Genomic DNA, 11,733 nt, shown 5'->3' on the forward strand with positions numbered 1-11,733 from the left:
GGGGGAGAAGCATGGCAAAGGTGACGCTGAAGGACATCGCGCGGGAGGTGGGTTTGTCGCCCACCGCCGTGTCGCTTGTGCTCAACGACCGGTCGTGCAAGATCTCGGCCGAGAGCCGCGCGCGCATCAAGGAAGTCGCCCGCAAGAAGCGCTACATCCCCAACCAGATCGCGCGAAGCCTCGTCACGCAGCATTCGCAGACGCTCGGCCTCATCGTGCCGAACATCGAGTCGCGCTTCTTCTCGTCGCTTGCGCACCACCTCGAGGTCGCGTGCCGCAAGCGCGGCTACCTGCTGCTTATTGCCAATTCCGACGACAGCACGCACAACGACGCGGACCTCATCCGTCTCTTTGTGAACCGCGGCGTCGACGGCATCTTTATCGTCGTTGCCGACGAGCTGCGCTACGCGCGCGGGCTCAAGTCCATCCTCGAGCAGCTGCCCGTGTCCTTCGTGATGGTTGACCGATTTATAGAGGGACTCGACTGCGACCGCGTCGGATTCAATAACGAACAGGGCGGCTACCTGGCCACTTCTTACCTGCTCGGGCGCGGGCATGAGCGCGTCGCGGCCATCATAAACAAAGAATCCAACACGGGCCTCGAGCGCATGGCCGGCTACGAGCGCGCCCTGCGCGAGCACGGCATCGAGCCCGACCCCGAGCTCGAGCTCCACAGCGCCTACTACATCGACGACGCCTTCCAGTCCGCCAAGGGCATCCTCAAGACGGACGCCACGGCCGTCTTCGCGAGCTCCGACAACATCGCGCTCGGCCTGCTCAAGCTGTTCTATGCCAATGACCTGCGCGTTCCTCGCGATTACTCGGTGGTGAGCTACGACAACTCCGCTGCCGACACGCTCTTTGAGCCGGCGCTCACCTCCATCGAGCAGAACTCCGCCGAGCTCGCGGCGGCGGCGCTGGAGCTCATGTTCGCGCGTCTCGCCGAGGACTCCGGCGCCGACCGCTCGTCCTCCGTCACCCGCATCCTGCGGCCTAAGATCATCGTCAAGGACTCGGTCAGGTGGCTGTAGCGCCGGACAAAGGGACTGTCCCTTTGTCCATTGGCGGCTTTCCGCAACTTACCGTCATTCGTATTGAACGGTCTGAACAAAGTGAACGCTTTTGCGATTACTAAATTCTCAACTAAAACGAATTACTTCCGATTTCTCAAGAAGTAAAGCGTTTTACCTTTCTAATATCGGTCTTGGCTCAAGCAAGCACCTCGCATCCCCCAAGCGAGGTTACGATCAAGGAGGATCAAGCATGGCCCACCCCGTTATTGGCACCCCGTGGCAGAAGCTCACCCACGCCGTTCCCGAGGAGGAGCTCGAGGGCGTCGAGAAGTACTGGCGCGCTTCCAACTACCTCTCCGTCGGCCAGATCTACCTTCGCTCCAACCCCCTGATGAAGTCTGACTTCGTCGACGAGAAGACCGGCCAGACCCGCGACTTCTCCCGCGCCGACGTCAAGCACCGCCTCGTTGGCCACTGGGGCACCACCCCGGGCGTGAACTTCCTCTTCGGTCACGTCAACCGCCTCATCGCCGACCACGGCCAGAGCACAGTCTTCCTCATGGGCCCGGGTCACGGCGGCCCCGCCGGCACCTCTCAGTCCCTGCTCGACGGCACCTACCGTGAGGTCCGCCCGGACATCACCGACGACGAGGCCGGCCTGCAGAAGTTCTTCCGCCAGTTCTCTTACCCCGGCGGCATCCCCAGCCACTTCGCGCCCGAGACCCCCGGCTCCATCCACGAGGGCGGCGAGCTCGGTTACACCCTGTCCCACGCCTACGGCGCCATCATGGACAACCCGAGCCTGCTGGCCGTGGCCGTCGTCGGCGACGGCGAGTCCGAGACCGGCCCGCTCGCCACTTCTTGGCAGTCCAACAAGCTCGTGAACCCCAAGACCGACGGCATCGTGCTGCCGATCCTGCACCTCAACGGCTACAAGATCGCCAACCCGACCATCCTCGCCCGCGTCTCCGACACCGAGCTCGCCGAGTTCTTCGAGGGCATGGGCTATGACCCGCACTTCTTCGTGGCCGGCTTCGACAACGAGTCCCACGCCTCCATCCATCGTCGCTTCGCGAACCTGCTCGAGGAGGTCTTCGACCAGATCTGCGACATCAAGGCGGCTGCTGAGGAGGGCGACGAGACCCGTCCCGTCTACCCGATGATCATCTTCCGCACCCCCAAGGGTTGGACCTGCCCCAAGCACATCGACGGCAAGAAGACCGAGGACTCTTGGCGTGCCCACCAGGTGCCGCTGGCTTCCGCCAAGGACACCCACGAGCACTTCCGCGTGCTGCGCAACTGGTTGAAGTCCTATAAGCCCGAGGAGCTCTTCACCGAGGGCGGCCAGGTCAAGGACGACGTCGTGGCCTTCATGCCTCAGGGCGACCTGCGCATCGGCGCCAACCCCAACGCCAACGGCGGCAAGATTTTCCAGAAGCTCGAGCTCCCCGACATCCACGAGCACGAGATCCCCGTCGCCGAGAAGGGCCACGGCTGGGGCGCTGCCGAGGCTGCCCGCGTCTTCGGCGCTTACACGGCCGACGTCCTCGCCAAGAACGACAACTTCCGCATCTTCGGCCCCGACGAGACCGCTTCCAACCGCCTGCAGGACGCCTATAAGGTGACCGGCAAGCAGTGGGACGCCGGCTACTACGCCGATGGCGATAACGACGAGCTCCTCTTCCCGTCCGGCAAGGTCGTCGAGCAGCTCTCCGAGCACCAGTGCGAGGGCTTCCTCGAGGGTTACGTCCTCACCGGCCGCACCGGCGTCTGGAGCTCCTACGAGTCCTTCGTGCACGTCGTCGACTCCATGGTCAACCAGCACTGCAAGTGGCTCGAGGCCACCGTCCGCGAGATCCCTTGGCGCGCGCCTATCGCCGGCCTGAACATCCTGCTCTCCAGCCACGTCTGGCGCCAGGACCACAACGGCTTCTCTCACCAGGACCCGGGCTTCATCGACCTGCTGCTCAACAAGTCCAACGAGACCCACGTCGTCAACGCCTACTACCCCTGCGACGCCAACATGGCCCTCGCTGTGGCTGAGAAGGTTTACCAGTCCACCAACTGCGTGAACGCCATCTTCTGCGGCAAGCAGCCGGCGCCGACCTTCATCACCGTCGACGACGCCAAGGCCGAGCTCGAGGAGGGCGTGGCCGAGTGGAAGTGGGCCAGCTCCGCTGAGTCCATCGACGACGCCGACCTCGTTATCGCCACCTGCGGCGACGTGCCGACCCTCGAGGCCCTCGCTGCCCTCGACATGCTCAAGAAGCTGGGCGTCAAGGCCACCTTCGTGAACGTCGTCGACCTGCTCAAGATCCAGAACGCCTCCGAGAACGACCTCGCCATCTCCGACGAGCGCTTCAACGAGCTCTTCGGCCACGACAAGCCGGTCCTGTTCTGCTTCCACGCCTACTCCGGCACCATCCGTCGCCTCGTTTGGGACCGTCCGAACCACGACAACTTCCACGTGCACGGCTACGAGGAGAAGGGCTCCACGACCACGCCGTTCGACATGCTGCGCCTCAACAACATGGACCGCTGGGCCCTGGCTGCCGACGCGCTGCGCATCGTGGACGCCGAGAAGTTCGCCGACCAGATCCAGAAGTGGGAGGACTTCCGCCTCGAGGCCTTCAAGTTCGCTTGCGACGAGGGCTACGATCACCCCGACTTCACCAGCTGGGTGTGGCCTGACGCCGCCGCCACTTCCAACGGCCAGCTTTCCGCTACCCAGATGACCGCGGGAGATAACGAATAGCCCACTGCGAGTCCGGCGCCCTCGGGCTTGTCTCTGGCTCAGCTTCGCTGCTACGCAGCTCAGAAGTCGCCTGAGACAAGCCCGAGGGCGTCTCTCAGCGGGCTGTAGGCTCGTTTGCACGAATGATTGGCCGGGAGGGATTCCGATTTAGGGGCTCCATCCCGGCCTTGTTGTTAGTGGAGGTAGAAAGAGCGGAGGGACGAGAGGGTGTCTTGGTCGAGGGCGAACTCCTCCTGGAGGAAGTGCTCGCGGGAGGGGCCTTGGGTGCCCCAGGCGTCTAGGACGGCTTGGAGGTTGGCGGGGTAGACCTCGTTGGCTTGGATCCAGAGCTCCTTGGTAGGAAACATGGGCGGCAGCGGGTCGGGCGGGTTGCTTATCATCTCGGCGCGGTAGATGTTGGTGTCGAGGAAGTTCCGGATGATGGTCCCATCGTCGACGCCGAGGATGGTGAGGATGAGCGCCGCGGCGATGCCGGTGCGGTCCTTACCTGCGCTGCAATGAAAATAGAGCGGGGCGTCGTGGGTCTTGAGGTGGTCGACGAGGGCGTGGAGCGCCGGGTTGTCTCGCACCATCGAGAGATACAGGGCGCGCATGATATCGACCGGCTCGCCTCCCGAGCTCTCCATGCGGGCGATGGCAGCGGGCGAGAAGTCCATCTCGGCGCCGTCGGGGCCGTACATGCCGGCGACGCGCTGGTGGGCGGTGCCTTCGGGGATGTACTCGGGGAAGGCGTCGGCTTCGGCGGCGGCCCGCAAGTCGAAGATGCAGGCGAGGCCGAGGCCGTCGACGCCGGCACGTTCCTCGTCGCTCAGGTTGCCCAGCGTGGAGCCGCGATACAGCAGGCCGTGGCGCACGCGGCGACCGTCGCGCGCCTCGATGCCGCCGAGCTCGCGAATGTTCCTCTCGGGGTCGAACCCGGACACGTATCCGGGCAGGTTTTTCTCGTCCATATCGTCCTTTCTGGGTGGTTTGGGGTGCTTTTTGAGGCCGGCCGTTTGCAAAAACCGGGGATGGCGGCAGTTTTTTGAGGGCCAGCCGAGTAGACCGTGTTTTACGTTCAACAAAACCGCAGGTAGATGGGCTGTCAGAAATTTAGCTACTTGGGCTGTGTGCGAAAAAACTGCCGCCATCCCTGTTTTTGTGCACGCAGGACCGCGTCGAGGCCGCGCTGGGGCCGCGGCGGCTTTGAGTCTAAAGCCCGCGCGCCCATTCGTCGGCCAGAACCGCCCAGGTGGCGTTGTGCGGGTTCATGTGCTCGCCGTGGGCCGAGGTGGTCTGGTCGCAAAGGCCGCTCCCATGGTGTCCTTCGCGATAAATGTGCAGCTCACAGGGGACGCCGAGTTCCATCGCGCGGGCGGCGAAGCGCGCCGTGTCCGCAGGGGGCACAAGGCCGTCCTCGCTCGTGTGCCACAAGAAGAGCGGCGGCATCGACGTATTGGCATGCTCCACGAGGTCGACCTCGGCGCGCTGCTCGTCACTGGGGTGCTTCGTCCCGCATACGGCGAGCGCCGAGAACTCCTGGAGCACGTCGTCGCCTCGATCTAGCGCGCGAAGCATCGGGTAGCAGCCGACGACGCCGCGCGGCCGCGCCGCCTCGCCGAAGTCCTGCCAGCGCTCCGCCAGCGAGATCGCCACGTGAGCTCCCGCCGAGAACCCCAGGATAAAGACGCGCTCGGCATCGACGCCCAGCTCCTCGGCATGCTCGCGGACGTAGGCCACGGCGCGCGACGCCTCACCGACCTGCACGGGATAGCGCGCATCGAGGCTCGGCTGCGGCTCGACGCCCTCCTCGGGCGCCCCCAGAAGCACCGAATAGCGCAGAATAAACACCTGGTAGCCCATGCCGAGCCACCGCGCGGCCACCGGCTCCGCTTCGCGGTGGGCAAGGTTGAGGTACCCGCCGCCCGGCGCTACGATCATCGCCGGCCGCGCCCGGACCTCGCTCGCCGAGATGTGCGGGTCGATGGCCCACCCCTCGAGGCGCGCGCCCGTCTCTTCGTTCAACGTGATGCGAACCTGCCGCATGGCTGCTCCTTAGCTATTGGTTGCGGTAGTCGTTGGGCGTGCAGCCCGCGTACTCGCGGAACCGCTTGTAGAACTGGGTGAGGTTGCTCACGCCGACCTCTGCCGCAATCTCGGCCACCGTCATGTGGGTGCCCTGCAGGAGCATCGCCGCGCGCTTCATCCGCTCCTCGTTGACGAGCTGCTTGAAGGTCTGGCCAGTCTCTTGCCGCACGGTGGCGCTGAGGTAGGTGGCGTCGTAGCCGAGGGCCGCGGCCATCTTGCCCAGGTTTCCCTCGCGGTAATTTAGCGCCACATGCTCGCGGATGCGACCGATGAGCCGCTCGCACTGGTCAATCTCGGCCTGCGAGCGAACGTCGCCCTCGTAGGTGCGCAAAAGGTGCGTGAGCAGGGCTTCTGCAAGCGAATCGATGATGTCGTCGGTCGCGACCGCAGGGTCGAACTTCTCGCAGAGGATGCGGTCCACGAGGCAGCGGGCGAGCTCATCATTGCGAGATTGATACACGCGGCTCTCCATGTGGGCCGATGTGCGGGTGCTCAGCGCGAGCGCGAACTTGGAGCCCAGGCGTGTCGCCGTCTTGAGGAAGTGGTCGTCGAAGAAGCGGTCGTTTAGCACGATGTTCACCGCGAAGTCGTTGGGCCCGGTCGCGGCGACGCCGTGCGGCACGTGGCGGTCGGCAACCAGACAATCGCCGGCGCTCAGCGTAACGGGCGCGCCGTCGACCGTCATCTTGAACTCGCCCGCGTAGCAGTACGTGATCAGCGCGTACTGGTAGATGTGCTCGGGCGTGGCCGGCGCGTTGATGCCGTGGACCGAGACGGCGTGGCAGCTCCCGCCGAACTCGCGCTCGGCGGTAAAGACGTAGACCGGGCGATCGCCGAAGTTGACGACGGGGTACTTGGCGCGGAAGTGCGCGACGACCTCCTCCTCGGTCGCATTGGGCACGTCCGAGGAGTCGCGAATGATCTGTTCGAGTTCTGCGATGTTCATAAGCCATCCAAAAATCTGTTAGCAAAAAACGAAACAATTGCTATTGCTGCACGTAAACAGCAAAAACTAACGTTGGTAGGGATGATAAAAACAATATAGCACAGAGGAGTTCGAATGGAAGCTGCTTGGATCTGTGGTCCTGAGTTCGACTACGGCGAGAACGCTGTCGGCTACTACGCCGACCACCGCGACCACGTGCTCTCGGCGCGCTTTGAGCTCGCGTCGGCGCCGGCCGCGGCCGAGCTGAGCATCGCCGTGCTCGGCTTCGCCGACGTGCGCATCAACGGCCAGCGCCTGGGCGTCGAGCTCCTCGGCGCCTGGACGAATCCCACGAAGACCATCTACCACGACGTCCTCGACGTGACGTCCCTGCTCGTCGCCGGCGAGAACCGCATCGAGGTCGAGCTCGGCAACGGCTGGTACAACCCCTCGCCGCTCACGCTCTTCGGCAAGTACAATCTGCGCCAGCGCCTGGTCGAGGTCGGCACCCCGGCCTTCCAGGCGGAGCTCGTGGCCGACGGCGAGCAGGTCCTGGCCACCGGCGAGGACTGGTCCTGCGAGCTCGGCAACCGCGTGTTCAACAACATCTACCTCGGCGAACGCGTCGACTTCACCCTCGCGCCCGAGGCCTCAGAGGCCCGCGCCGTCCCCGCTCCCGCAGGCGAGCCCCTGGCCTGCCCCGTGCCGCCTTGTCGCCGCTTCGAGGCCTACGAGCCCGTCTCGGCCACGCCGCTGGGGGAGGGCACGCTCTACGACTTCGGCATCATGGTCACCGGCACCGTGGAGCTCGAGCTCGCGGCGGCTGCCGGCACGGCCGTGCGCGTGAGCTACGCCGAGGCCCTCGACGAGAAGGGCGACCCCTGCTACGACACCAACTACGCCGGCCTCGTCGGCCTGCGCGTACCCACGGGAGACATCGTCCCCGGCGGCGAGGGCGGCCCCTCCACCGGCCTTGAGCAGGACGTTATTGTGTGCGGCGAGGGCACGAGCAGCTTCACGGGCCTCTTCTCCACGCACTCGTTCCGCTACGCGTACCTGGAGGGCGCGCCTGCCGAGGCCGTCGTCTCGTTCCGCGCGCACTCGGTTCACACCGACCTTGCCGCCGCAGGGCAGATGCGCTTCGACCACCCCTTCTACCAGCAGCTTTATGATGCCGCGTTACTTACCAAGCTCAACAACGTGCACGGCCTGTGGGAGGACTGCGCCCGCGAGCGCCTGGGCTACGGCGGCGACATGGTGGCCCTGAGCCACTCGAACTTCATGGCTTTCAACTGCGGCGATTTGATCGTCCGCACGCTGCGCGCCTTCCGCGACGACCAGACGGCGGCGGGCGGCGTGCCCGAGACGGCGCCTTACATGGGCATCCAGTCCAACGGCACGGGCCAGGGCGAGGGCCCCATCCTCTGGCAGCTCGCTTATCCCTATTTGGCTGTGCGGGCCATTCGCTACTATGGCCTTCGCGACGAGGTCTCCGTTGAGTGGCCATACATCAAGAAGTTGATGGATTACCTGCTCGGTTGGGACCCCGAGGAGCTCGCGAGCCACTGCTTGGGCGACCACGGCAGCGTCCAGACGGTCGGCGCCTTCGGCTCGGGCACGCCCGACAAGGAGTTCGTGGGCTGGTGCTCCATCCTGTGGATGGCGCAGCTCGGCGCCGAGCTCGAGCGCCTCATGGGCGACGACCAGGGCTATGCCGAGAAGGTCGCCCAGCTCAAGCCCCAGATCGTTGAGCGCTTCGCACGCGAGGACGGCTCCTTCGGCGACGGCACGCAGACCTCCTACGCCTTCGCGGGCGCCCTCGGCCTTGCCGACGCCCAGCAGATGGCCGACGCCCTGGCGGCCCGGATCGCCGAGCAGGACGGCCTCATGCTCACGGGCATCTTCGGCACCATGCACGCCTACGAGCTGCTCCACGCCCACGGCCACGACCGCGAGGTGGAGGCCTGGCTGCTGCGCCGCGGCGAGCCGAGCTTCTCGCACATGCTGGCCAACGGCTCCGGCGCCATCGCGGAGGAGTTCTACACCAAGCTCTCGTCGCTCAACCACGCCATGTTCACGAGCTACCTGCAGTGGATGTACCAGGCCCTCGGCGGCATCGCCGTGGCTGCGGACGCCGTGGCCGCCGACCACGTGATCGTCGACCCGTACTTCTCGCCGCAGCTCGACGGGTGCGCTTGCGCCTACGACGGCGCGAGCGGGCGCGTCGAGGTCTCCTGGCGCCGCCGCGCGGACGCGAGCATCGCGCTCGACGTGCGCACCGAGGGCAACGTGCGCGCCGAAATCTCGGGCCGTGTGGCCGCCCTCCCCGATGTGACTATCACAAAAAATGGCACTCAACTCCAGTAGAGCTGACATTGTCGCACCAAATAGCCCTGTAATATCGTTAGTCCAGCAAAAATAGTCTCTACTATGAGCTATCTTCGCTGTGTTTCCTTCCTTCCTCGGGCAAGAGGGGCGCCCCTCGCCCCTCTTGCCACCCCCTGTCCGAAAGCACCCATAAGCCAATCGCCGTCCGATGCTCCGGGACCATTGCTGCCATAAAAGCTAAAAGACGCCTGAAATTGCTGCAACGCGCAGCACGTAGAAAAGGAGAACGTCATGAACGATCGCTTCGCTCTGTCCCGCCGCAGGTTCCTTGCCGGCCTCGGCGCCGTCTCCGCGACTGCCCTCGCGGCCTGCGGGTCCACCGCCGAGTCGAGCTCCAACGGCTCCGGCGCCGCGGCGAGCGTTGTCAAGTTCGATAAGCTCGCCGCCTCTGACGGCAACTTCGCCTACAACGCCGCCAACGACGGCGTTCAGTACCACCACTCCGACATGCTCTCGCCTAACTACTACGTCTTTGCCGGCAAGAAGGACCTCGACGGCGCGGCCGAGGTCGTGGGCAAACTTGGCCTCGCCCAGAGCATCGAGGACTACGTGGGCCAGGTCACCGTGGTCAACCCCTCTGAGGGCGACGCCTACACCTCCACCGATGCCGACAAGTTCGTCGAGCTCGCCGCGGCTGCCGGCCCTGCGAACAACGTCAAGGTTATCGGCATCGACGACGGCGCCGACTTCGTCCTCGGCGCCCTTGCCCCCAAGTTGTACTTCGTCGCCGGCATCATGACCTTCGGCGGCAGCAAGGCCGACGCCGCCGGCATCCCCTTCGTGCCCGCCTACCTTTGCGGCGCGCCCCAAGCGGCCGTCGACGCGGTTATCGCTGCCAATGGCGCCAAGGAGGTCGGCGACGGCGTCTACGAGAACCCCGACGACACCCTGCGCCGCGTCGTCGTGGCCAGCGACGCCGACGTGACAACCGCTTTCGCTAACTGCTGGGAGAAGGTCTTCTCCAAGAACTATCGCCAGCACAACGAGACGACCGAGTTCTACATGGCCAACATCGCCGAGGTGACCGACCCTTACTTGCTGTACACCATCCCTGACTTCTCGCAGTTCGATTACGTCGAGAATTACAGCGCGTCCGTCAAGGGCCTCGACGGCGCCTTCACCTGGTTCGAGTATGTGCCCACCAGGCTCAAGGACGCCTCCGCCGGCACCGTGCCGTTGATCGTGACCCTGCACGGCAACCAGAACGACGCCCGCGTGCAGGCCGAGTCCAGTGGCTGGCTCGAGCTCGCGTGCGAGGAGGACATCATCGTCTTCGCCCCCGAGTGGCAGGACGCGGTATACGAGTCCGGCTCCGACGAGCCCCAACCCAACTTCTACGGCTGCGATGGTCTGCAGAACGACCGTCTTATCACGTGGCTCGACACGATGTTCGAGAAGTACCCGCAGATCGACACGCACCGCGTGTATGTGACCGGCCTCTCCGCCGGCTCGAGCGCCTCCGAGCTCTACGGCGTCAAGTACGCTGACACGTTCGCGGCCGTGGGCGGCGTGTCCGGCCCCGGCATCGACAAGGAGGAGATCGCCACGCTCGCCGCGGACTGGGGCGGCGCGAACGTGCCCTTTACCTACATCTGCGGCGACCACGACTTCTTTGGCATGATCCCTGTGGACCTCTCGAGCCCGTACGCGTTCCCGACGGGCGAGGGCACGACCATCGCCAAGACCGACCCGCGCGTGCCGATGTTCTCCATCATCCAGTCGTATCAGAAGATTAACGGCCTGCCGGTTTCCGATAACTACGACCTGAGCCTTAACCCCTGGTACGGAGTCAAGTTTGACAAGACCAGTGACATTATGCTTGGATGCAAGTCGGCGCAGGAGAACGTGCTCAACGGCGCGTCCGGCACGCCCATCATGAAGTTCGTCGCCGTTAAGGACCTTGCGCACTGGAACTGGAAGCCCGAGGCCGCCTACCTCTGGGAATTCTTCAAGGGCTTCACGCGCTAAGGTGGCGCCGGTTGCCCCGCGCAGGCCGGTTTGGGTACAATCACATCCACGCCGCGCGAGCGGCCGCAGCTTGACATTCGCATCATGGTGGCAGCGTCCCCATTCCATCTCGTGGGGGTGACTGGTTTCGACAGGGTGGGCCTGAGATGGGCAGCAGGCCGTGGTCTCCTCGCCACGTTAAACAGGGGAACCGTCAAATTGAATTGACGACACTTATTCTTACGAGCCCCTGGCTCTCGCCGCTTAATTAACTAGCGGCGCGTCAAAGCGGGGATCGCTCCCGTTTCCGCGGCGACGTCATTTTAGGGAGATGCTTGCTTGGACGTAGCTGGTATGCCAGGCAAAAAGATTGAACCAACTGGGTCGCCAAGCGCGGGTTGACGGGTGCGCGGCGGCTAAGATTTAACCGGCAACTGAGCCTGGAGACACCTTTCAGGGGCTTGCTTTGGACCGGAGTTCGATTCTCCGCACCTCCACCATATGTGAAGCACGGGGGCCGCGGGCGCATCAGCCCGCGGCCCCTTTTTGTGCCGTAGCGGAGAATCGAACTCCGTGCGGAGCGCGAGCGCGGGCCCGCGTGCACAAAAACAGGGATGGCGGCAGTTTTTTGAGCACCG

The 11,733-nt window shown here is 64.7% G+C and carries 7 protein-coding genes and 1 other RNA gene; 5 read left to right on the forward strand and 3 right to left on the reverse strand.

Translation table 11 applies throughout. The features are described 5' to 3' along the window. Nucleotides 1-11 precede the first annotated feature (11 nt). Both U5709_RS07355 and U5709_RS07360 read left to right on the forward strand, forming a co-directional pair. Nucleotides 12-1,031, forward strand: a complete 1,020-nt coding sequence (locus tag U5709_RS07355; protein ID WP_321970685.1) for a LacI family DNA-binding transcriptional regulator — start codon at nt 12-14, stop codon at nt 1,029-1,031. 232 nt (nt 1,032-1,263) lie between these two features. Beyond that, nucleotides 1,264-3,768 (forward strand): phosphoketolase, encoded by a 2,505-nt coding sequence (locus U5709_RS07360; protein WP_321973107.1) that lies wholly within the window; start codon nt 1,264-1,266, stop codon nt 3,766-3,768. Between the two features lie 173 nt (nt 3,769-3,941). Here U5709_RS07360 and U5709_RS07365 read toward each other — a convergent pair whose 3' ends face one another. The 3 genes from U5709_RS07365 to U5709_RS07375 all read right to left on the reverse strand — a co-directional run bounded on the left by U5709_RS07365 (nt 3,942) and on the right by U5709_RS07375 (nt 6,781). Continuing rightward, entirely contained in the window at nt 3,942-4,718 is a 777-nt protein-coding gene (locus U5709_RS07365; protein WP_321970687.1) for a tyrosine-protein phosphatase, read from the reverse strand. 241 nt (nt 4,719-4,959) lie between these two features. Continuing rightward, on the reverse strand, nt 4,960-5,793 hold the full coding sequence (locus tag U5709_RS07370) for an alpha/beta hydrolase (protein WP_321973108.1): 834 nt from the start codon (nt 5,791-5,793) through the stop codon (nt 4,960-4,962). A 13-nt stretch (nt 5,794-5,806) separates the two neighbouring features. After that, nucleotides 5,807-6,781 (reverse strand): AraC family transcriptional regulator, encoded by a 975-nt coding sequence (locus tag U5709_RS07375; protein WP_321970689.1) that lies wholly within the window; start codon nt 6,779-6,781, stop codon nt 5,807-5,809. A gap of 114 nt (nt 6,782-6,895) precedes the next feature. Here U5709_RS07375 and U5709_RS07380 point away from each other — a divergent pair, with 114 nt between their 5' ends. The 3 genes from U5709_RS07380 to ssrA all read left to right on the forward strand — a co-directional run bounded on the left by U5709_RS07380 (nt 6,896) and on the right by ssrA (nt 11,595). Next, nucleotides 6,896-9,127: a family 78 glycoside hydrolase catalytic domain gene (locus U5709_RS07380; protein WP_321973109.1), complete on the forward strand. Its 2,232-nt coding sequence runs from the start codon at nt 6,896-6,898 to the stop codon at nt 9,125-9,127. Between the two features lie 252 nt (nt 9,128-9,379). After that, nucleotides 9,380-11,116: a PHB depolymerase family esterase gene (locus U5709_RS07385; RefSeq protein WP_321970691.1), complete on the forward strand. Its 1,737-nt coding sequence runs from the start codon at nt 9,380-9,382 to the stop codon at nt 11,114-11,116. A gap of 113 nt (nt 11,117-11,229) precedes the next feature. Continuing rightward, nucleotides 11,230-11,595, forward strand: a transfer-messenger RNA (tmRNA) gene (gene ssrA / locus U5709_RS07390). Nucleotides 11,596-11,733 lie beyond the last annotated feature (138 nt).

Source organism: Paratractidigestivibacter sp., from assembly GCF_963660155.1.
Taxonomy (GTDB): Bacteria; Actinomycetota; Coriobacteriia; order Coriobacteriales; family Atopobiaceae; genus Paratractidigestivibacter.

Coding starts and splice junctions, on each gene's coding strand:
- U5709_RS07355 (WP_321970685.1), top strand. CDS start 12: ATGGCAAAGGTGACGCTGAAGGACATCGCGCGGGAGGTGGGTTTGTCG.
- U5709_RS07360 (WP_321973107.1), top strand. CDS start 1,264: ATGGCCCACCCCGTTATTGGCACCCCGTGGCAGAAGCTCACCCACGCC.
- U5709_RS07365 (WP_321970687.1), bottom strand. CDS start 4,718: ATGGACGAGAAAAACCTGCCCGGATACGTGTCCGGGTTCGACCCCGAG.
- U5709_RS07370 (WP_321973108.1), bottom strand. CDS start 5,793: ATGCGGCAGGTTCGCATCACGTTGAACGAAGAGACGGGCGCGCGCCTC.
- U5709_RS07375 (WP_321970689.1), bottom strand. CDS start 6,781: ATGAACATCGCAGAACTCGAACAGATCATTCGCGACTCCTCGGACGTG.
- U5709_RS07380 (WP_321973109.1), top strand. CDS start 6,896: ATGGAAGCTGCTTGGATCTGTGGTCCTGAGTTCGACTACGGCGAGAAC.
- U5709_RS07385 (WP_321970691.1), top strand. CDS start 9,380: ATGAACGATCGCTTCGCTCTGTCCCGCCGCAGGTTCCTTGCCGGCCTC.